Annotated in this window: 16 protein-coding genes; 6 read left to right on the plus strand and 10 right to left on the minus strand. The window is 58.3% G+C overall.

The window, feature by feature from the left end; all coding sequences use genetic code 11:
• Positions 1 to 48 precede the first annotated feature (48 nt).
• The 5 genes from AAFH99_RS05410 to AAFH99_RS05430 form a co-directional block, all read right to left on the minus strand.
• Positions 49 to 885 carry a cryptochrome/photolyase family protein gene (locus AAFH99_RS05410; protein WP_406828895.1) on the minus strand — a complete coding sequence of 279 codons (837 nt, stop codon included), beginning with the start codon at positions 883 to 885 and terminating at the stop codon, positions 49 to 51.
• A 117-nt stretch (positions 886 to 1002) separates the two neighbouring features.
• Entirely contained in the window at positions 1003 to 1797 is a 795-nt protein-coding gene (locus AAFH99_RS05415) for an ABC transporter permease (protein WP_406828896.1), read from the minus strand.
• Positions 1794 to 2402: an ATP-binding cassette domain-containing protein gene (locus AAFH99_RS05420; protein ID WP_406828897.1), complete on the minus strand. Its 609-nt coding sequence runs from the start codon at positions 2400 to 2402 to the stop codon at positions 1794 to 1796. The genes AAFH99_RS05415 and AAFH99_RS05420 overlap by 4 nt, the downstream gene beginning before the upstream one ends.
• A gap of 14 nt (positions 2403 to 2416) precedes the next feature.
• Positions 2417 to 2869: a DUF2214 family protein gene (locus tag AAFH99_RS05425; RefSeq protein WP_043320753.1), complete on the minus strand. Its 453-nt coding sequence runs from the start codon at positions 2867 to 2869 to the stop codon at positions 2417 to 2419.
• A gap of 70 nt (positions 2870 to 2939) precedes the next feature.
• Positions 2940 to 3650: an FMN-dependent NADH-azoreductase gene (locus tag AAFH99_RS05430; RefSeq protein ID WP_406828898.1), complete on the minus strand. Its 711-nt coding sequence runs from the start codon at positions 3648 to 3650 to the stop codon at positions 2940 to 2942.
• Between the two features lie 122 nt (positions 3651 to 3772).
• Between AAFH99_RS05430 and AAFH99_RS05435 the strand changes: the two genes are divergently transcribed.
• From AAFH99_RS05435 to AAFH99_RS05455, 5 genes are all read left to right on the plus strand, one after another.
• Positions 3773 to 4645: a LysR family transcriptional regulator gene (locus AAFH99_RS05435; protein WP_406828899.1), complete on the plus strand. Its 873-nt coding sequence runs from the start codon at positions 3773 to 3775 to the stop codon at positions 4643 to 4645.
• A 120-nt stretch (positions 4646 to 4765) separates the two neighbouring features.
• Entirely contained in the window at positions 4766 to 7015 is a 2250-nt protein-coding gene (parC, locus tag AAFH99_RS05440) for a DNA topoisomerase IV subunit A (protein ID WP_406828900.1), read from the plus strand.
• A gap of 617 nt (positions 7016 to 7632) precedes the next feature.
• Entirely contained in the window at positions 7633 to 11607 is a 3975-nt protein-coding gene (locus AAFH99_RS05445; RefSeq protein WP_406828901.1) for a cellulose binding domain-containing protein, read from the plus strand.
• Positions 11608 to 11706: 99 nt separating this feature from the next.
• A complete protein-coding gene (locus AAFH99_RS05450) occupies positions 11707 to 12954 on the plus strand; it encodes a DUF1552 domain-containing protein (RefSeq protein ID WP_197023890.1) in 1248 nt (415 codons plus the stop codon).
• Positions 12954 to 14315 carry a DUF1566 domain-containing protein gene (locus AAFH99_RS05455; RefSeq protein ID WP_156035425.1) on the plus strand — a complete coding sequence of 454 codons (1362 nt, stop codon included), beginning with the start codon at positions 12954 to 12956 and terminating at the stop codon, positions 14313 to 14315. The genes AAFH99_RS05450 and AAFH99_RS05455 overlap by 1 nt, the downstream gene beginning before the upstream one ends.
• Positions 14316 to 14351: 36 nt before the next feature.
• Here the strand turns inward: AAFH99_RS05455 and AAFH99_RS05460 are convergent, their stop codons facing one another.
• The 3 genes from AAFH99_RS05460 to AAFH99_RS05470 all read right to left on the minus strand — a co-directional run bounded on the left by AAFH99_RS05460 (position 14352) and on the right by AAFH99_RS05470 (position 17906).
• The gene (locus AAFH99_RS05460; protein ID WP_406828902.1) at positions 14352 to 14765 is read right to left on the minus strand and encodes a DUF2147 domain-containing protein; all 414 of its coding nucleotides are present in this window, start codon (positions 14763 to 14765) and stop codon (positions 14352 to 14354) included.
• Positions 14766 to 14928: 163 nt separating this feature from the next.
• The gene (locus tag AAFH99_RS05465) at positions 14929 to 16407 is read right to left on the minus strand and encodes a YdiU family protein (RefSeq protein ID WP_231492096.1); all 1479 of its coding nucleotides are present in this window, start codon (positions 16405 to 16407) and stop codon (positions 14929 to 14931) included.
• Entirely contained in the window at positions 16404 to 17906 is a 1503-nt protein-coding gene (locus tag AAFH99_RS05470) for a Ppx/GppA family phosphatase (protein ID WP_406828903.1), read from the minus strand. Before AAFH99_RS05470 ends, AAFH99_RS05465 begins: the two co-directional genes overlap by 4 nt.
• Positions 17907 to 18081: 175 nt before the next feature.
• Here AAFH99_RS05470 and ppk1 point away from each other — a divergent pair, with 175 nt between their 5' ends.
• A complete protein-coding gene (gene ppk1 / locus AAFH99_RS05475; protein WP_043320963.1) occupies positions 18082 to 20130 on the plus strand; it encodes a polyphosphate kinase 1 in 2049 nt (682 codons plus the stop codon).
• Positions 20131 to 20150: 20 nt separating this feature from the next.
• On the opposite strand, the gene AAFH99_RS05480 is transcribed toward ppk1, so the two are convergent.
• Together AAFH99_RS05480 and aceK are read right to left on the minus strand one after the other, a co-directional pair.
• Positions 20151 to 20660, minus strand: a complete 510-nt coding sequence (locus AAFH99_RS05480; protein WP_406828904.1) for a hypothetical protein — start codon at positions 20658 to 20660, stop codon at positions 20151 to 20153.
• 91 nt (positions 20661 to 20751) lie between these two features.
• Positions 20752 to 22509 (minus strand): bifunctional isocitrate dehydrogenase kinase/phosphatase, encoded by a 1758-nt coding sequence (aceK, locus tag AAFH99_RS05485; RefSeq protein ID WP_043320759.1) that lies wholly within the window; start codon positions 22507 to 22509, stop codon positions 20752 to 20754.
• Between the last annotated feature and the right edge of the window lie 11 nt (positions 22510 to 22520).

The raw sequence follows: 22520 nt of genomic DNA on the forward strand, positions 1-22520 counted from the left end.
CTCTTTACGTTCAGGTGAATAGTGGGGCATGGTTGTCCTCTGAAAAGTTCAGGCGACAACTACCCTGACACATAGGGCGTCGCAGTAGTTGCTCATTTTGTGAATGTAGCTGCCGCTGCTGATATAGGGCTTGGTGCCGAAGTGCGGTAGCAGTACCTCACAGAAATGCCGGAGCATGGCCAGCGCGTCGGTGCGGGTGGTCGGCCAGTTGAACTGCTCGGGGGAGATAGCGCCAAACGTGTTCACTCCGGCGCGCTCTATTCGCTTGAGGGTTTCCACAACCTGTTTGCGAAAGCCACGTTGCGGCGGGATCTTTGGCTCCCCCTTCCACTTGTTGCGATTGTTTTGATCGTAATTCCATTGGCCTCCCACCGGGCTGCCGTCTTTATTGAGCAGTATCTGGTGATGCTTTCGCATATGCCGGTAGAAGTTCTCCATCAACAGCGACTTCTTACCGTCAAAAAATGTACTGAGTGACTGTCGGTCGGTGAGGAAGTGCTCGCTGTCGAAAGGTTCGCTCGGAATGCTGAGGTCATCTGCGAGCAACTTCAGTTGTTGATCCAGCCGGTATTCGTCTGGCAGCTGATACTGGAATCGTTCGAACTGGTGTTCAGAAACAAGCCGGGCGATATTGCTGCCCAGTTTCTGGGTGTTTTCCGGGGTATCCAGGGTGTAGTAAATGACGTTTTTGCCCCGGTCTTCCAGCCACTGTGCAAATTCGGCCATGGCCTCGAAAAAGGCCACCACTTTCTGAATATGGTGTTTGACGTAATCCGTTTCCTGGCGCATTTCCGCAATGAAATACCAGGTATCTTCATCGTCATTGCTGTACCAGGAATGCTTGTGATTGAGCTGGTCGCCCAGTATTAGTCGCAGAGTTTTCACACCGGCCCCACTGTAGGTATCTGACAACAGAATAGCCTGCTGCCGTATCTGGTACGGCGGGTTTGGAGTCTGGATGAGTCACCGGCGAGAAACGCGCGCGGCCAGTGATTCAACGGCTCAGGAATGCAGTCGATCCAGGCGCAGCCGCTCGCGCCCGTCAAACAGGCGCCGCGCACAGAGTGCCACCGCGGCAAAAGTACCAAAACCGGTGCCGGCGGCGATGGTGAACATGATCAGGATCTGATATTTCACCGCCAGTGCTGGGGAACTGCCGGCCAGTATCTGTCCGGTCATCATCCCCGGCAGCGATACGATGCCCGCCGCAGCCATGGCATTGATGGTTGGCATCAGTCCGGCGCGCATGGCGTCCCGGCGCAGGTGCGCGCTGGCCTGTTGCCAGGTTTCTCCCAGCATCAGGCGGTTTTCAATTTCATTGCGCCCGCGCCGCGCGCCTTCCGTCAGCCGTTCCAGCCCCAGCGCCACGCCGGTCATGGTATTGCCGAGCAACATGCCAAGTAGGGGGATGGCGTACTGCGGTGTGTACCAGGGATCCGGGCCGATAATCACCGCAAGGGTCAGCACGGTAACGGCGAAGGCGGAGATAAACATGGACAGGGTGCCAATCGCAAAACTCCAGCCGCCCCGTAAACGGTGCTTCTGCCGCGCCACTACTTCGCGCCCGGCGAGCAGCAACATGGCACCACCCATCAGCGCCACCCACAGCAGGCTGCCCACGGCGAACAGTGCTTCCAGCACCATCCCGATCAACGCCAGTTGCACGGCGGTGCGCGCGGCGGCAATCAGCAGGGATTTGCCGATCCTGAGTTGCGCGAGCCAGGTGCACAGAGCCAGCGCGATCACCAGACCTGCGGCAATCCCCAGGTGCCACCAACTGAGTTCGATCACATTCACAGGGGTTGCTCCCTGAGCTGACCGGCGTCGTCGATATGGAAGTGACGTTGTGCCACCCGCTGAATCTGTCCCTGGGTGTGGGCGATCCACAATACGGGCATCTGCCGGTGCTGGATTTCCTTGTGCAGCCAGAGCTCCACCTGCTCGGTGGTTTCTTCGTCCAGGTTTGCGGTGGGTTCGTCCAGCAGCAGGGCCCGGGGATCGCGGGCGAGGGCTCGTACCAGGGCGAGGCGTTGCTTTTCCCCGGACGACAGGCGGGTTACAGGCCAATTTATGCAGTCCGCCGGCAGGCCCAGCGCCTCGGGAATGGCCGAATCTTCCGGAAAGTGCGCCCCTACGGTCTCTTCCCACCAGGCACTTTCCGCCGGTACCAGCATCACCCGTTGGCGCCACTGGTGGGCGGGCAGTTTTTCACTGGCGGTGTCGCCAAGGGTGACTTCTCCCCGGTGGGGTTCCAGATCGACAATGGCGCGCAGCAGGCGGCTTTTACCAATTCCCGACTGTCCGGAGAGGCAGACGATTTCGCCGGGGCGAATACTGAGGTCGACGGGCTGCAGGTCGCCAATGGCGACCTGTTTCAATACAAGGCGGTATGCTTCGCTCAAGAATTTTGTCTCACTCAGCCAAAGTAGCCGATGCCTTTGGCCATCAGTGCGGCGCACAGGGCCATGGCGACGATGGCGGTCAACTCGGTGTGCACAATAATGCGCATCCAGCGGCGCTGACGGTCACTGACCACCGGCACTGTGCCCTGCTTGAGGGACTTCCCCCAGCGCAGAAACTGGATGGTGGGGTAAATGGAAAGCAGTGCCGCGATCACAAACAGGGTCAGTTTTGCGTGGAAGGCACCATTCTGAAAATAGTAACTGGCGCCCTTTTCGAAATGGAAAACCCGTAAAAAACCCACCACCAGAAGCAGTACCGCGGACCCGCCGAGAATGCGGTCGACAATACGAATCTTGCGCGCATTCTGCAGGGTGAATGCCTGATTCAGCAGCACCAGTTGCATGGTGAGCACGGCGGTCATCGAGAGGAACAGCAGGTGGTGGAGAAAGGCAATCAGTGCAGGCATATGTCAATTCCCTGTTTATGTACACCGCGTTGAATAATGCCTGCTGGTCGGGCGTATTGCCATATGATCCTCAGTGATCGTTCGGTGCAGGAGCTCTCACCTCACTAGATACATTACGATTGCCTGTCAATTGACCCACCAATTGTCGGGCGGCCGTGTAGGCCGCGTCGATTGAGGCCCGGTGACGCTCATCGTTGAACTCCTGGTATTCGATTCCGATTTCGTGAAAGTGCTCGACCCCTAAGTAGTGGCTCAATGTACGAATATGGGGACCCAGGTGATTCATCGACTCACGCACCCCGCCTGGGCCGAAGCCAAATTCGCCGCAGGAGGTCAGTAGCACAAGGGTTTTTCCTGAGAGGACTGGCTGCAGCGGAAAATCCCCTCGGTTGAGGTCAAAGCTAAAGGTTTTGTTCACTCTTACCACCTGGTCGAACCAGGCCTTAAGGCTGGCGGGCATGCCGTAGTTGTACATCGGCGTGGATATCACGATCAGGTCTGCAGCGACTACTTCATTAATCAGCTGATCCGAAAGAGCAAGCTCCGTTTGCTGCGGTTGACTGCGCTTTTCTTCGGGAGTGAATACTGCGCCGATCCACGCTTCACTCATAAAGGTGGGTGGGGCGAGGCCAACATCGCGGTGGATAATGGAGTATTTGTGGGGTTGATCCATCCACTGCGCGGTAAAGTAATCGCTCAGCTGTCGGGATAGAGATCGGTACGAGGCTTTTGCGTTGTGCAGGTTGCGAGCACTGGCGTCAATTTTCAGTAGAGTTTTCACTGTGTCTCCTGATGAGTGATAGAGTGATATTGCACAACTATCGGGTCTATGGAGACTTGTGACAAAGGATGTGTTATCACCTATAGATGAGGTTGGTTCACCTATAGAGGCTTGTGCAAACTGTGCTCGGAAACTTGAACGGGATACGTATTTTTGAGGCCGCAGCGAGGCATTTGAGCTTTAAGCGCGCTGCGGAAGAGTTGCACCTGACGCCGACAGCGGTTTCTCATCAGATCCGAAAGCTTGAGGAGCAGTTGGGTGTACCGCTGTTTGAACGGCATACCCGGGCAGTTTCATTGACGGATGACGGGCGCGTGTTGCTGGACGCCGCACGCTTGTCACTGCGAACCCTGGCGGAAGCGATCGAGCAGATTTCCGAGTCGCCGAAACGTATCACCGTGAGTACCACGAATGCATTTGCGGCCTTGTGGCTGGTGCCACAACTGCCGGGTTTCAGACTCCTGCGCCCGGACGTAGAGGTGGTTATACAGGCAAGCGAAGTCCCGGTTGATCTGCGTCGGAACCGAACCGTTGATTTAGCCATTCGCTACGGGTTGCCACTGAAAACCCAGGAAGCAGACGTCTTGTGCACAGATGCATTCGCAATTTACGGGATACCGGGCGTTTTGCAGAAGCTTCGGAAAGGCGAGTCAGTACCGGTGTTCGAAACCCGCTGGCAGAGCCCAAATTTGCCGACCGTGTCGTCAACGTTGTGGTGGGAACGTTTCTTGCCAGAGCTGGGTATGCCGTCGCCCACTCTGTTCGACCAAGAGATTCATGTGATCCAGGCCGCATTGGCGGGGCAGGGGGTGGCGTTTGTGAGCAACGTGCTGGTGGAGTCGGCAGTCGCGCAAGGGTGGTTGGAGCCGCTGCGGGCTGACTGCCTGCTTCCCGGGTTCGCGTATTACTGCGTGACCGAGGATTCATCGGGCAAGGCGAAAATAACGCAGTTTCAGGATTGGCTGAAAAATGCGCTTTCCAAAGCGCCGGATTGAATAAGATGTGGGCGAGGGGCCAAGGGCACTTTGAACCTGTAGTCGTTCGCCGCCATAATCCCCGTCTGACAGGCATCTTACTTGTCCAAATTTCGATCAAAATAACGAGACTCTCGCAGTATGACCGAGCCCTCCGTGTTTGAAGCCTCCGAACGCCAGCACCTGGCGGACTACACCGAGAAGGCGTACCTGGACTATTCCATGTACGTGATTCTCGACCGCGCCCTGCCCAATATCGGCGATGGCCTGAAGCCGGTGCAGCGCCGTATTGTCTACGCCATGAGCGAGCTTGGCCTGAAGGCCAGCGCCAAGTACAAGAAGTCCGCGCGTACCGTGGGCGACGTGATTGGTAAGTACCACCCGCACGGCGACAGCGCCGTGTACGAGGCCATGGTGTTGATGGCGCAGCCATTCAGCTACCGCTACCCGCTGGTGGATGGTCAGGGCAACTGGGGCTCCCCGGATGATCCCAAGTCCTTCGCCGCCATGCGTTACACCGAATCCCGTATGGGCAAGTACTCCGAGGTATTGCTGTCCGAGCTGGGCCAGGGCACCGTGGACTGGCAGCCGAACTTTGACGGCACCATGGACGAACCGGCGGTACTGCCGGCGCGGGTTCCCAACATCCTGCTGAATGGCACCACCGGCATCGCCGTGGGTATGGCGACCGATATTCCTCCGCACAACCTGCGCGAGGTGGTGGATGCCACTGTACATATGCTGGAAAACCCCAAGGCTACGGTCAGCGAGCTGTGCGAATTTATCCAGGGCCCGGATATGCCCACGGAGGCGGAGATCATCTCGCCCCGGGCGGACCTGCAGAAAATGTACGAGACCGGCAAGGGCTCGGTGAAAATGCGTGCGGTATGGAATAAAGAGGATGGCGACATCATCATCACCGCACTGCCGTATCAGGCCAGTGGCTCCAAAGTACTGGAGCAGATTGCCGCGCAGATGCAGGCGAAGAAACTGCCCATGGTCAGCGACCTGCGCGACGAGTCGGACCACGAGAACCCTACCCGTCTGGTGATTGTGCCCAAGTCCAATCGTGTGGATCTGGAGCAGGTGATGAATCATCTGTTCGCCACCACCGATCTGGAAAAGAGCTACCGGGTCAACCTGAACATGATCGGTGTGGACGGTCGCCCGCAGGTGAAGTCCCTGGACATGATCCTTTCCGAGTGGCTGAGCTTCCGTACCGTTACCACAAGACGTCGCCTGCAATTCCGTCTGGACAAGGTCGAGAAGCGCCTGCACCTATTGGATGGCTTGCTGATCGCATTCCTGAATATCGATGAAGTGATCGAGATCATCCGCACCCATGATGAGGCCAAGCAGGAGCTGATGCGCCGCTTTGCGCTGTCGGAAGTACAGGCGGAATACGTTCTCGATACCAAGTTGCGTCAGTTGGCCCGCCTCGAGGAAATGAAGATCCGCGGCGAACAGGCGGAACTGGAAAAAGAGCGGGATACTCTGACCAAAACCCTGGGCAGCGAGCGCCGTCTCAAGACCCTGATCAAGAAAGAACTGCTGGCCGCAGCGGAAGAATTCGGAGATGAGCGTCGTTCACCTCTGGTGCAGCGTGAGGAGGCTCGAGCCTTCAGCGAAACCGAACTGCTGAGCAGCGATCCGATCACCGTCGTACTCTCTGCCAAGGGCTGGATCCGCCAGGCCAAGGGCCACGATATCGATCCGGAATCGCTCAGTTACAAAGCCGGCGACGGCTTCAAGTACGCCGCCCGGGGCAAGAGTAATCAACCGGCGCTGTTACTGGACAGCACCGGGCGCAGCTACGCCATTGCGGCACATACTCTGCCTTCCGCGCGGGGCCAGGGCGAGCCATTGTCCGGCCGTATCAATCCACCTTCCGGTGCCACCTTTGAAGGTCTGTTGATGGGGGGGGATGATCAGAAGGTATTGCTGGCCAGTGATGCGGGCTACGGCTTTATCGCCAAATACGCCGACCTGCAGTCTCGCAACAAGGCCGGTAAAGCGATGCTGAGCCTGCCGAAAGGCGCACAGGTGCTGCCGCCTCAGGAAATCGAAAACCCGGAATCTGCACTGCTGGCAGCGGTAACCAGTGAAGGCCGTATGCTGGTGTTCCCGGTAACCGAACTGCCGGAACTTTCCAAGGGTAAGGGCAACAAGATCATCAATATCCCCGCCGCCCGCGCTGCGAGCCGCGAGGAAATTGTGGTGGGTATCGCGGTGCTGGAAGGCAAGGACCAGTTGATCATTCATGCCGGCAAGCGTCACACCAAGATCAAGATCTCGGAGCTGGAACACTACGAAGGAGAGCGCGGCCGGCGCGGTAACAAGCTGCCGCGAGGCTTCCAGAAAGTGGATAAAGTCGAGGTTGAACGCAAATAGGTTGGGTGTCGACAGCAAAGAAAAAGAGGGCTAATTAGCCCTCTTTTTCGTTTTGCTTTGCCGGATATCCACGCTCAATCAGAGGTTCCCTGAATGCGCCCGAACTGGCCAGACATCTTCAGCCTGCCATTGTCTTCCCACATCTTGCCGTCACTTGCTCGTTACCGGATCGAACATCTAACCGCCTTCGTAACTATCGCCTTTTCTCTCCCTATTGGTGATGAGATTCACACCGAGAATTTTCTGTTCTTTTCTCTCGCCTGCTCTCTCATCTGGGCGCGTATCGCATACCGTGTCATCTGGCTTCGTCGGCCGAGCGAACACCTTTCTGCAAACTGCTCGAGTCGGTTTTCGTGAAACCGTAGCGGAATTTGCGAAGATTTATGCGCAATCGGTTTGGGAAGTTCTTTCTGGAACGTCAACTGGTGCGAAAGACAGGAAAAGTCGGCCGGACATTAAATGGGTTACCAACCGGACCGAAAAATGGCGAACCCGGAATCAAAGCCGAGTGCCGCCGTTTCTGCGTTTCACATCAGGCCGTCGGTAAGCACCGGGGGCTGAATCGCCGCCGCACTGCGGTGGCATCCGTTTTCACTGCAACGGTGCAGGAAATAATAATGAACAGTCCCATCCAGAAAATCTCATCATTATTGCTGCTCTTGTGCGCATGGTGTTCCTCCTCAGCGGCGATTGCTGCGAGCTGCGAGTACGTCGTGGTCAACGACTGGGGCTCCGGCGCACAGGCCAGTATCCGAATCACCAATAACGGCGCCGGCCCCATCAACGGCTGGGAAGTGAATTGGGAATACAGCGACGGCACAGTGGTGACCGATAGCTGGAATGCCGAAATCTCTGGTGATAACCCCTATACCGCGAACAACCTTTCATGGAATGGTAATCTCCAGCCGGATCAGTTCGCCGAAGTCGGCCTGCAGGTCAGCAACGGTGCCGACAGCGCTTCGGTGCCCGCCATCACCGGCTCCGTCTGTGATGGGGGGAGCAGTTCCAGTTCGAGCTCCTCCAGTAGCGGTTCGGGCTCGAGTTCATCGAGCTCCAGCTCTTCCGGCGGCTCCGGCTCTTCCAGTAGCTCCAGTTCTTCCAGCGGCTCCGGCTCTTCCAGCAGTTCCGGTTCCTCCAGTGGCGGCGGGCCCAGCGGGCCACCCCCGGCGGTGGTGCTGGAGCGGGCCTTCCCGAACCTGACCTTCAACCAGCCCCTGGGCCTGATGCAGGCACCGGGGGACGATTCCCGCTGGTACGTGCTGGAGAAAACCGGCACCGTCTACTGGATCGATGCCAGCGACAACACCACGACCACCAAGAACACCTACTTGGACCTGTCCGGCCTGGTGGATACCGCGGTGGAGGGCGGTGTGCTGGGGATGGCCTTCCACCCGGACTACCAGAGCAATGGCCAGGTGTTCCTGTCGTTCACCACGCCGGCTTCGGAGCCGATGACCTCAGTGATCGCGCGTTTCACGGAAACCACGGGCGGCGCCAGCCTGGACGCTGGCTCGCGCCAGGATATCCTCAGCCTGCCGCAGCCCTACGCCAATCACAACGGCGGCCACATCGCCTTCGGGCACGATGGCTACCTGTATATCGGCTTCGGCGACGGTGGTTCCGCCAATGACCCCGAGGCCAACAGTCAGGACACCAGTAACTGGCACGGCGCCATGCTCAGGATCGATGTGGACAATGGTTCTCCTTACACCGTTCCTGCGGACAACCCGTTCGTGAGTGGCGGTGGCCTGCCGGAGATCTACGCCTACGGCCTCAGGAATCCCTGGCGCTGGAGCTTTGACCGGGTCAGCGGCGACCTGTGGCTGGCGGATGTGGGCCAGTCCGGGTACGAGGAAATCAATGTGATCGAACGCGGCGGCAACTACGGCTGGCGCTGTCGGGAGGGTTTCCACACCACCTCCAACAGCTGCAACACCAGCGGCCCCTATGACGATCCCATATTCGAATACGATCACGGCCAGGGGCAGTCGGTCACCGGCGGTTACGTCTATCGCGGCTCGCAGATCGCTGGCATGAACGGCGCCTATATTTTCGGTGACTACGTCAGTGGCCGGGTCTGGGCCTATACCGATGCCATGTACCAACTGGCGGACACGGATCTTGGGATCACCTCATTCGGAGAATCCAACAGCGGCGAAATCTACCTGGTGGATATCATTGGCGGCGCACTGTACCGGATTGTCGGCGACGGTGGCTCCAGCTCCAGCAGCTCAGGCGGTTCCTCCAGTTCAGGTAGTTCCTCCAGTTCAGGTGGTTCTTCCAGCTCGGGCGGTTCGTCCAGTTCAAGCAGTTCAAGCGGTTCCTCGTCCAGCGGCGGTGGCAGCGGGAATGGCGTTGCCTGCGCAATCACCTACGAGAATGTCTGGGGCGACGGCTACCAATTTGATGTCACCGTGAGTAATGCTGGCACCAGTGCGGTGAGCAGCTGGGAGATTGCGCTTCAGTTCAGTGAAGCACCGCAGGTCACGAACTACTGGAACGTGGACCTGGCCGTTTCCGGCAACACCGTCAGTGCCAGCGACGTGGGCTGGAATGGTGCGCTCGCTCCCGGGGACAGCGTCGAGTTTGGCTTCCAGGGCGATCATGACGGCAGCTTCGACCTACCCGTTTGCCAGGGTTCCGGTGGCTCGTCCAGTAGCAGCTCGAGCTCGTCCGGAGGCTCCAGTTCTTCGTCAAGTGGTTCTGGTTCGTCATCCGGCAGCTCCAGCAGCGGTGGCACCGGCAACATGAACGGCGGCGAGATCTATGCGGCCAGTTGCGCCGGTTGTCACGGCTTCGCTGGCGATGGCGGTCGCGTCGGCGTCCCGCTGACGACGCCTCAGGACCTGGATTTCATGATCGGGTTTATCGAGAACAACATGCCCATGGGCCGAGCGGAAGAATGTGGGGCTGAATGCGCGGAAAGGGTCGGCAACTATATCGCCGATACCTTCTGGGAAGACCAGGAACCACTGAATTGCGAGATGGTCCGCTACGGTGCGCGCCAGTTAAAACTCCTGACCCGTGCCGAGTACCAGAATACGGTCGCGGATCTGCTGGGTGTGGATTTCGCCGTTGCCGAGAGCCTGGCTGACGACAATCAGGTGGGCTACTTCATCAACAACACACACGCTTCGATGGTGACCAGCACCTACGATCGCTTCTTGACGGCGGCCGAGGAAATAGCGGCCTGGTCGGCGGCGCGGGACTTCTCGCCGGCGCTGAACTGCAGTTCGTTCAATCAGGATTGTGTGGACCAGTTTATCGGCGACTTTGCGCCGAAACTCTTCCGGCGCCCACTGGATACCCAGGAAGTGACCACCTACTCAGAACTGGCCAACGGCACCGTTACCGAAGGCGATGTACAGGCGGGCATGCAACTCGCGCTGATGACCATGCTGTCGTCACCACAGTTCCTGTATCGCCACGAGTTGGGTGAAGCGAATCCGGCGAACAGTGCAATCGACATGAACGCTTTCGAGTTGACCTCGTACGAAATGGCCACCTGGCTGAGTTACTCATTCACCGGCTCCACCCCGGATGACGTCGCCCTGCAGAAGGCGGCCAACGACCAGTTGCGCGACCCGGTGGAGATCACCCAGGAGGCACAGCGGCTGCTGGACCTGGCCGAGGCCCGGGACACCATGGGTGATTTTGTCGGAAGCTGGCTGGGCACCGACAGTCTGGAAAACGCGCCCAAGGATCCGGCGGCCTGGCCCGGTTTCGAGGATGTGGCGCCGCATATGGAGCGGGAAATCCGCGAAGTCTTCGCCGAGGTGATGCTGAACGGCAACGAGTCTTTCGCCTCTCTCTATGATGCCAACTGGACCTTCGTCAACGGACCCCTGGCGCAGCACTACGGTATCAGCGGCGTTTCCGGCGACGACTTCCAGCAGGTCACCACCAGCGACCGCGGTGGCATCCTCACCAGCGGTGCGTTCATGGCGCGCTGGGCGGAGCTGACCGAAACCTCGCCGATCCGGCGCTCGGTGCGCGTGCGCCGCCGTATGCTGTGCCAGGACCAACCGGACCCGCCCGCCGGCATCACGGAAAGCCGCGCCGAGCGTCTGGAGGAACTGGCGGATCTGATCGCCGATCCGGCCACCACCAATCGCATGAAGTACGAAGCGCTCACTTCCGTGGCGCCCTGTCTGAACTGTCACCAGGAGTGGATCAACCCCCTCGGCGGCGGCATGGAAGACTTTGATGCGGTGGGCAACCCGCGCAGTGTCGACCACAACGGCAACCCGATAGACGCCAGCGGCGCCCTGTACGCACCGGATGTATTGAGCAACCGCGGTGAGTCGATCCCGTTCGAGGGGTCGCGCGGCCTGGGGCAGTTACTGGCGACCCTGCCCGCTGCGCAGTCCTGCGTATCCCAGAATATGTTCCGCTTTATGCTCGGAGTGGGGCACGACAGCATCGACAACTCCAACCCGGAAGGACGGGCACTGGATCCGGTCGAGGAGGAGGGTTACGCCTGCACGGTAAACGATATGACCGACACCCTGGTGCAGCAGAGCCCCCGGGCGATGCTCGAAAACATGAGTACTCTGGATGCGGTGCGTTACCGCAAAGAGTGGCAGCGCTGAGGCAGCAGGTGTGACGGGCCGGTGTCATCCATCACACCGGCCCATTGCGCCACCCGAACCCAGTGGATCAGCCATATAAACAGAACAAGGGCGCAAGTTATGAAAAAGCCATACAAGAATGTGTTTGATAAAAGACGCAGGGATTTACTGAAAATTTTTGCCGCCGCAGGTATCGGCAAGGGACTGCTGCGGGCCTCGCCGCTGGTCGGGGGCATGATGGCCTCACGATTGGCCGAGGCGCAGACGGGGCCCAACAAATCGGTGGTGATCTACGTGCCCGACGGCGCCCTGCCGGAACACTGGTACCCCAATGAGGACCTGACCAGTTTCGGGGCCATGTCCCAGCCCTACAGTACCGTCGCCAGCGAGTGCAACTTTCTGAAAAGCATGGGCCACCACCGCGGCGGCCACGGCGTCATGCCCACCATTATCAACAACAGTTGGGGCGGCGACAGTTTCGACGTGAACATGGGCAGAATCCTCGGTGAGAATCTGCCGTTCACCTATGTCAACCTGGGCGTGCACAGCAATGGCAAGGGCGTTCTGACCAAGGACAACGGTTCGAAAGTGCCGTTTGAGGACAACCCCTTCAACGCCTTCAACCGGCTGTTCGGCAATCTGCAGTCCGGCGGCGGTGGCGGCAATCCCAAACTTAACGCGGTGGACGCACATCTGGATGCGGTCAGGGCCCTGAAAACAAAACTGGGCTCCTACGAACAACAGCGCCTCGATTCGCATTTGACGGCGATCGAGGAAACCCAGCGACGCCTGCTGGATCTGGGCGGTGGCGGAATGTCCTGCGCGGCCGCCAGCCCACCGGCGGAGTTTCCGATCGAATTTTCCACCTTTCAGCAACAGGCGGAATTGCAGGCGGATATCATCGCCCTGGCGCTAGAGTGCAACTTCACCGCTTCCTGTTCTCTGGCACTGGGCAACGACGGTGCCGAGTTCACTCTGCCCTACCTGAATTTTCAGAACACCTACCACTCTTCCATTCATGGTGGCAACGGCGGCGATCCCACGTATCCGCACTACCGGGAGACCCGGGCCCACCTGAGCAGCCTGTCGGCTTCACTGATCGGCCGCCTGCGGGACCGCGGCATCCTCGACAGCACCATTGTCTGTGAGGTTACCGATATGGGTAACGGTGACGCCCACAGCAACACCGACGTTCCATTGATCATGGCTGGCGGCGGTGGTGCCATACAGCGTGGTGTATCCAATGCCGGTGGCGCTTCCTATACGCCCCTGCATCAGATACACACGGCGGCGGTGGCCCTGCAGGCCCATCAGCACCCGTTGTACCAGGGTTATGAGAGTGAAGTGATTCCGGGTGTTTTGACTTGATGATTTGCCGGAATAAAACTGCGCAGATCCTTGCGCTGGCTTTGGCGATCACCGGCCTGAATAGTTGTACGGAATCCGGTCAGGAATCTCCGCCACAGGTGCGGCTCAACGATACCGGCATCACCTGGGGTGCCAATTATCCCAGGGGCGTCAACGATGACTGCAGCGCAAGCGTCGACCTCGCGCGATTACCCGATGGGGAATCCCTGGTGGGCGATATCCTCAGTCAGCAGGATTGCAGTCAGGGCCGGGATACCGCCGGTGAGGGGAGAGCCGACGGCGCGGCCGGTTTTGTCTATCGCAAGATTGGCGCCGGGGGCGAACCGTTGCCCGCGGACGCGCAGAACTGGCACTGTGTCGTGGACGAAATCACCGGGCTGGCGTGGGAAGTCAAGCAGCCGGGCGACGGCGTTTACGGTAACCGCGGACGCCACGACGCCGACGATGTGTTTACCTGGTACAACCCGGACAAAAGCGCCAACGGCGGCGCCATCGGCGACTGGAACAGCCGCTACGCCCAGTGCACCGGCTATGTGGCAGGCCAGCCAGCCACCTATTGCAATATTGAGGAATACGTCAGCCGCACCAACCGGCGCGGCCTGTGTGGCTTCAATGACTGGCGCGTGCCGACCATGGATGAACTCTCCGGCCTGGTGCACTTCGGGCGCAGTGCTCCCGCCATCGACACCACCTATTTCCCCAACACCAAAGTCGGTTTCTACTGGAGCCATTCGCCCGACGCCGAATTGCAACAGAGGGCCTGGGCGGTGAATTTTCAGTTCGGCTACTCCGCGCCCATGCCGCGGAACAACGGCCACCATCTCAGACTGGTCAGGGATTGGGCGGAGAAGCCTGGGGAAAACGCAATCAATCCAGCTCCGGTACCGGCGCTGTCGGCGGCTCAGGGCTGTAACAGCGAACAGATTCCCTCCTCGGCCCCCACTTCCCGTTATCGGCTAGAGGAAGACGGTTCCGTGGCCGACACTGAAACCGGCCTGATCTGGCGCGCCTGTATGGAAGGTGTTGCGGGAGAAGCCTGCGACCAGGGCGAACCCCTGGCGCTCAATTGGGCCGAAGCCCTGACTTATGCAACGGCACTCGACAAGAAGGGCGCGGCCTCCGGGGACGACGATTGGCGTCTGCCGAATATCCGCGAGCTGGGCAGCCTGCTCGAACTGCAATGCGCCGGCCCCGCGATCAACCGCGGGCTTTTCCCGAACGCCTCGCAGGACGTCTGGTCGTCATCGCCGTCGAACTTCCATACCCATTATTCCTGGTATGTGGATTTCGCCACGGGTGCGCTTACTTACGGCGAGCGGGAAAAACCCAAAGCGATCCGTCTGGTGCGCGACGCTCGGTAAAAATCACAAAGGTGCGTGGTTCGGAAAATCCGGAGCTTACTTTGCCGGATACCAGGTCTGGGTACGGTAGAAGAAGCCCAGGTAACCGCGCACCTTCAGGTTGCCGTTTTCTTCCCACATCTTGCAGTCATAGACTTTGCCCTTGACCGGATCGAGAATCTGACCGCCTTCGTACACGTTGCCTTTTTTCACCATATCGGTGATCACATTCATGCCGACAATTTTCTTGCCCTTGTTGGGGCCAGGGCAGGCTTCGCAGACAGTGTCGTCCGGCTTCATCAGCAGGTCCACCACCTTGCCGTAGTATTTGCCACCCTGTTCGTAGATTTCCACCACCGACTTTTTCTGGCCGGTTTCGTCGTCAATGGTGGTCCAGCGACCGACCACATCGGCAAAGGCCAGCTGGGTGGAGAGAAGCAGGGCGCTAACAGCAGTAATCAGTGTCTTCATTGGGAGATCCATCGCTATTGGTCGGAGTGTGACCATACCATTTTTTATGGTCACAACAGCATTGGGACTTCAACTTTAGTGTAGATGTTCCGGCTTGCCATGGGTGATGAGTACTTCTTCCCGACAGCGCACCACACAGCGGAAAAGTACACGGCCTTTGGCGTCATGATGAGCAGCTGATCGGCAGGTGTTTACCGGCTTCTGGTGGCGCCGCGGCCCACTGTTCATGGTGCCGGTGCTCGTCGAACGGCGACTGCAGTAAATCGAACAGCGTCGCCAGAGGCTGATAGTCTCCTTTCTCGGCGGCTTCGATCACCTGTTGTGCCAGGTAATTGCGCAGGATGAACTTGGGGTTGGTCTGCAGCATTTGCTGGCTGCGGGCTTCTGCGGAGCAGCTTTCTTTCTGCAGTCGCAGATCATAGTGGGAAAGCCAGTTTTTCAGAGCGCTCTGCTGTGTGGGCGAAACCAGTGCCTCCAGCGACGCAGCGGGCCGTTCGCCACGGTAGCGGGACAGTGCCCGGAAAAACAGTGTGTAGTCCACCTTGCCCGCGTCCAGTATCTGCAGGAGGTCGGCACACAGTTGCTGGTCGCCTTCGTCTTCAATCGCAAGGCCGAGTTTCTGTCGCATGCGGGCGGCGTAAAAATCGATTAGCAGCGGCTGGTACTGACCCAGACAGTCTTTCAGGGTTTCGGTATCCAGCAGGCTGGAAAAGGCGTGGGCCAGGGCGTTGAGGTTCCACAGGACCACGCCGGGCTGGGCATCAAAGGCGTAGCGGCCAGTGTGATCCGAGTGGTTGCAGATAAATCCGGGCTCGTAGTCATCGAGAAAGCCGTAGGGGCCAAAGTCAAAGGTATCGCCGATGATCGACATATTGTCGGTGTTCAACACGCCATGGGCGAAGCCAACGGACTGCCAGCCCGCCACCAGCTCGGCGCTGCGTTTGACGGTAAAGCGTAACAGCGCTTCCGCTTGGGCCTGTATGGGTTCGTCGACGATTTGTGGCAGGAATTGTGCGCATACAAACTCCACCAGTTTTTTCTGCGCTTCCAGCTGGCGGGTATAGAAAAGGTATTCAAAATGCCCGAAGCGGATATGGCTCTGGGCCACGCGAATCAGCGCCGCGCCGGCTTCCATTTTCTCCCTGGCAACCGCTTCACGGCTGCCAGCGATACTGAGTGCTCGGGTGCTGCGGATACCCAGTGCCGTCAGTGCCTCCCCGGCCAGGTATTCACGGATGGTGGAACGCAGCACGGCGCGACCGTCACCAAAACGGGAGTAGGGGGTTTTACCTGCACCTTTGAGATGCAGGTCCCAGCGTTTTCCCTGGTGCTCGACCTCCCCCAGCAGCAGGGCGCGGCCATCTCCCAGCTCGGGGTTGTAACTGCCGAACTGGTGACCGGTGTATTTCATCGCGAAAGGCATACTGTCGGGAAAAAGTTTTGCGCCAGTGGTCAACTGGGCCCAGTCCGGATGGCCTATATCCGTGGCTTCCAGCCCCAGTAATGCCATCACCGCCGGATTGACGTGGATGATGTGGGGCTGCTGAAGCGGGGCCGGCGGCGTGGGGGTTCCGAATTCCGGGCCGAGGTCAGCGTAGTGCTGGTGCAGGTGCAATCTGCTCAGCGGGGTGCCAGTCGTCACGGGGAACTCAGGGCCAGTTTGATGTTTTTGCTATCCCAGCAGTCGACTTCCATGTACAACAGGTCTTCTATCGCGGGAAACTGATATAGCCACTCGGCTGGTGCCTGCAGCCGGTAGCCGGGCCCGTCCGCAGACAGGTGAAGGCCATCAATGGCCCGGTCCACGTGATCCCGGTGTACGATACAGGCAAGCCGCAGACACAGCAGTAGATCGTTGTTGGGGTGAAACCCGTAATGTTCCTGTACGGATTTTATGTCGCCGCGCTGGTTGCGCACCAGATAGGCGAGATTTTCCTGCTCGCATCTGCTGAAGCCCGCCATGTCCGCGTGCTCAATCATGTAGGCACCCAGTTTGCGGAAGCTACTGTGGGACAGCGACAGTCCGATCTCGTGCAGATCTGCGGCCCACTGCAGCAGGCGACGCTGGCTGAGTAATGCGTGTGGGTTGAGCTGGCCAAAAAATTGCAACGCGGTATGGGCAACGCGCCTTGCCTGCTCACGGTCGATTTCACCGCGTTCTATCAGATTGGCGATGGTATCCGCGCGGCGGTCACCGCCGGATGCGCGGCCCGCGAGATCGTGCACTATTCCCTCGCGAATGGCGTAGGGTGAGACGTGCATTTCCTGGATATTCAGCTCGCGAAAAATGCCGTGCAGGATGGCGAGGCCGGCGGCAAACACCGGGCGGCGCTCCGGGTCGAGATGAGGCAGCTCGATCGCGTCAACGGTCTTGAACCGGGCGACCTTGTCTGCGAGCGCATCGATATCCTCGCGCAGGATGGGCAGTAACTCGCCATCGTTGAGTACCCGGGCGACCGACTTGACCGTACCCGATGCACCCATCACCAGCGCGTCGTCCGCCATATGTTGCAATTCCTGCAGTTCAGCCTGGGCGGCGCGCCTGGCGCGGACAAAGTTGTTGTGTTTTCCGTTATCGATTTTGCCGCTGTCGAAAAAGCGCCGGTTAAAGGCCACACAGCCCATACCGATACTCTGGAGCTGACGCGGGGCTTCCATTCCGCGCACCAGTTCAGTGGAGCCGCCGCCAATATCCACCACGCAGCGCAGTCGTGTCGGCCCTTCTGCGGCAGCCATAACGCCGGAATAAATCAGGCGCGCTTCCTCGATACCGGAGATGATCTCGATGGGTGCGCCAAGGATCGCCTCCGCGGACTCGAGAAAACCGTCGGCGCGCGTGCTGGCAGCGCGCAGGGTGTTGGTTCCCACTACACGGACATTATCCAGTGGCAGGTCCTGAATAACTGGCGCAAAGCGACGCAGGGCTTCCAGAGCCCGCTCCGCCACCAACGGGTCAAGATTGCGCTCGGCATCCAGGCCCTCCGCCAGGCGGACCATGGAACGATCGGTGTGCAGACGCACCATGCGCTGATCGCGAAACTCTGCCAGCAGCAGGTGGAAGCTGTTGGAGCCTAGGTCCAGGGCCGCGTAGCGTTCGTGGGGACCATCGTGAGACGTGGCGGTTGTGGGCTCTGTTGTCATGGTTTTCGTTGTCAAATCGCTGTAACAAAAATGTAGCAAAATGTGCGGTACTGAACTATGGCTTCAATGGAAGTTCACTCACTTGAAACCGAATAAATACACGCTGCCGGTAGGCTTGGATGCCGCTGCACGCAGCAGCGCTGATACATCCTCCACCGAAACAGCAGTAGAGAGTATGGCAAACGACATTCCGATCTATCCCAAAGAACTCAGCTGGCTGTCTTTCAACGCCCGGGTACTGCAGGAGGTGGAGGACGAGAGTGTACCGATGATTGAGCGGGTACGCTTTCTGGGCATCTTCTCCAACAATCTGGATGAATTCTACCGGGTTCGCGTAGCGGATGTGCGCCGCCTGGCCACATTTACCAAGGGCAGTCGGAAGAAAGAGGATTTTTCGGAGCTGCTCGGCAATATCAACGAGAAAGTGTTACGCCTGCAGGCGCGCTTCGGTAATGCCTATACCAAGGTTTTGAAGGATCTGGGCAAGCACAATATTCATCTGATCAATGAGCGCCAGCTTACCGACGGACAGCGGGAGTATGTGGAGGAATATTTCCATCGGGAAGTGCTGCCGGAGCTCGAGCCCTTCTTTATCGATGATCGCGATACCATGCCACTGCTGAATGAAGCGAGTATTTACTTCGGTATTTATCTGGAGCTCGAGGATGGCAGCCTGCGATTTGCCGCTCTGGAAATTCCTACCGACATCCTGCCTCGTTTTATTGCCATCCCCCATCGGGAAAAAAAGCACGAAAAAGTCTATATCGTGCTCGACAATGTGATTCGCGCCTGTCTGGTGGATGTATTTCGCTATGTGCTGCCCATCGACAGGGCGGCCGCGTTCACCTTTAAAATCAGTCGCGATGCAGAGCTGGAGCTCGGCGAGCATGTTACACAGAATATTGTTGACCGGGTGGCAAAGTCACTCAAGAAGCGTAAACAGGCAGAGCCGGTACGTCTGGTGTACGACTCCACTATGCCGGAAGCGCTGCTGCAGTTGATCAAGAAAAAGCTCAAGATGGGGCGCTACGACAGCTATACCCCCGGAGGACGCTACCATAATTCCAAGGATTTTATGAGCTTCCCCGCGGACAGCCGACAGCACACCTACCGCGCCATCAAGCCGTTGCCCACCTTGCCGGACAGCGCCAATATCTTTGATTGGCTCGATGAAAAGGACCGGCTTTGCTACTACCCGTACCACGATTTTAGGGTGATCACGAAGCTGCTGGCCTCTGCTGCCATTGACCCCAAGGTGCGGGAAATCCGTATCAACCTGTATCGGGTAGCAAAAAACTCCCGGGTGGTGGCGGCGCTGGTCAATGCGGTACGGAACCAGAAACAGGTTACCGCTGTGGTGGAGTTACAGGCGCGCTTTGACGAGCAGGCAAATATTCACTGGTCCAATGAGCTGAGCGATGCCGGCGTAGAGGTGATCTACGGCGTGCCAGGATTGAAGGTGCACTGCAAGCTGATATCCATCGTGCGTGAAGAGAGTGGACGCGACCGTTATTACAGCCATTTCGGCACCGGAAATTTTAACGAGAGCACCGCACGCTTTTATTGTGACTTCAGCCTGCTTACCAGCGACACCAGGCTCGGACAGGATGCCTACCGGGTATTCGACTTTATCAAGCAGCCCCACCTGCAGCCGGATTACAACCACATCTGGAGCTCGCCCCATAGTAATCGGCCCAACATCCTGGCGGCCATCGACAGAGAAATCGCGGCAGCTGCGGCGGGGCAGCCTGCGGAAGTGTTCATCAAGTGCAACAACCTGGTGGACCGTGAAGTCATCGAATATCTGTACCGGGCAAGTGTCGCTGGGGTGCGGGTGCGGATCATTGTGCGCAGCATGTGCGCGCTGCAGTGTCAGGAGAAGGGGCTGTCCGACAATATCAAGGTAATCAGTCTTGTGGATAAGTTTCTCGAGCACGCGCGCGTGTACGCCTTCCACAACGGAGGTGATCAGCAGGTGTACCTTTCTTCGGCGGATCTGATGACGCGCAACCTCGACCACCGGGTAGAGGTGACTTTCCCGCTGTTGGCGCAGGAGCATCGCGATACAGTAATGGACATTCTGGAATTGCAATGGCAGGACAACCAGAAAGCGCGCATACTGGATGCGGAGCAGACCAACAGCCGTATCGCCAATCGCAAGAGCAAACGCAACGTGCGGTCACAGGATGCGATTTACCGGTATCTTAAAAAACGCGAGGTTTAACCCTCTGGGAGGCCGGGCGCTCAATTTTTGCTGAAGCCGACCAGTTTCCCGTTATCAAAGGAAAAGCGATAGCGTTCACCCACTTTAAGGTGCGCCTTGCACCGGGATTCGATGGTGATACGAGGAAACTGGGGGGTGACAACCCATGTGGAAAAGTCGCCTTCGGGACCGCGGCCAATCAGCCAGTAGTGGTCGCCGTGGGCGCAGTTACCTTTCGCCATACAGTTATCGTACCCCCACACGAAGGCGCGCACGTCGTACTTGGCGGGAATATTTGCGGCGGGCCGAAAGGGGTCCCTGGTGTCGCCGGTGATTTCGTAGAGATCGCCAAAGGTGACCACTTCGTAACCCTTGGCGCGGGTATCGCAACTGGCGGCGTGAAGATTCACTCCCGCAGCAGCCTCGGGGGCTTTTGACTCGGTGGCTTTGGGTTTCGGTGCCATTTCACTGGGGAGATATCCACAGCCACTCATTGTCAGGCTCCACAGCGCCAGGCCAGTGCACAGGGTGCTACCACCGATATACCGCACGTCCTACCTCCTCGGTATCAATCCGTTCTCTTAACTATAGCCGCAGTTGGCCGCGGTCCAGGCGCGTACCCTGCCGGTTGATGGGCGGGCGTCATTGGCGCGATGTTTTGTTGCGTTTGAAGCGTACCTTGCGGCGGTAGGGGAAGGTACTTTCCACCCGCCCGGCGCGGATACGTTCCTGCAGTTTTTGCCAGTAGCGGTAATCATAGAGATCGCTGTGCTGGTCTTCGAACGCCTTGCGCGCCACCGGGTTGCCGGAAAAAAACAGCCGGAATTCTTCCGGAAATACATCGGCTTCGTCCACGGTGTACCAGGGCCTGTCAGCCAGCTCCTGCTCACTGGTCTGGGGCTCGGGAATCTTGCGGAAGTTGCACTCGGTGAGCGGGCAGAGTTCGTCGTAATCGTAAAACACCACGCGACCGTGACGGGTCACGCCGAAGTTTTTCAGTAACATATCTCCGGGGAAAATATTGGCCGCCGCCAATTGCTTGATCGCATTCCCGTATTCTTCCATGGCCTCAATGGTCTGCTGTTCGTCCGCCTGGTCGAGGTACAGGTTGAGGGGCTCCATGCGCCGCTCCACATACAGGTGCTTGATGATCACCCATTTTTCATCCACATGCAGCTTGGATGGCGCCAGCGTCTGCAGCTCGTCCAGCAGCGCATCGCTGAACCGGTTGCGGTAAAAGATGAAGTTGGTGTACTCCTGGGTGTCCGCCATGCGCCCCACCCGATCGGCGCGGGATACAAACTTGTACTTTTCCTTGACGATTTCCTCGGTGACTGTCTTGGGGTTATCAAACTTGTCCTTGATGACCTTGAACACCACTGGATAGGACGGCAGGGTAAATACACTCATCACCATGCCCTTGATCCCTGGGGCGATTACGAACTTGTCGTTGCTCACCTTCATATGCGCGAGGATATGGCGGTAGAACTCGGTCTTTCCGTGCTTGTGGAAACCGATGGAGTTATACAGTTCGGACTTTTCCTTGAGCGGCATGATGGTGGACAGAAAGCGCACAAACCGCGAGGGAATGGGCGCGTCCACCATAAAATAGGAGCGGGTGAAACTGAAAATGATACTGGTGGAGTCGTTGTCGTGGATCAGGGTATCCACAAAAACATTGCCGCGGCCGTTATTGAGACAGGGCAGAATCAGTGGGATAACCTCGCCGGCAAACATCAGGCGGCCCACCAGGTAGGCCGCCTTGTTGCGGTAGAACACCGACTCCAGCATATCCACCCGCAGCCGCTGCTCGTCTTCCTCATCCTCCAGTTTACCGGCGAGTGGGCCGGCGCGCAGGGCCTCGCAGATGTTATCCACATCCCGCGCCATGTCTTCCCAGGGAATCGAGAAGCTGTAGTCGGCGAGGATATCTTCAATCATCGCCTGCAACCCGTCGCGTCCGCTGTAGCTGATATAAATGGAGTAGTCCCGCAGCGGTTTCTCGTCCGGGGCGCGGGAGGGTTTTACGAAGATGTGGTTGTCGTGAATGTGCGCGTGCTGGAACTGGCTGCAGAACACTGAATTGAAAAACGTCTCAGCAATCTCGTAGTTGTTGTGATTGGCAATCAGCTGGCTGTAGGTAGACTTGGCCTGCCCCCAGAGCTCCAGCTGGGTGGTGTCCTTGCTGGTCACCGAGTGCACCAGTTTCAGCACCTGATTGACCTTGATCTTGTAGAGATCGATGCGTTCCTTGTTGGTCTCGTGCACCGCAGGCCATGCAGCGGTCTCAAAGCGCGCTTTTGCCCCTAGTGTCATGTTCTGAAAATCCGCAAAATACGCATCGAATCCATTGAGGATGGTTTTGGCGATTCTGCGCGCTGTCGGGGAATGGTTTGTCATGCACTAGACTC

This window comes from Microbulbifer sp. ARAS458-1, from assembly GCF_045348205.1.
Classification (GTDB): Bacteria; Pseudomonadota; Gammaproteobacteria; order Pseudomonadales; family Cellvibrionaceae; genus Microbulbifer.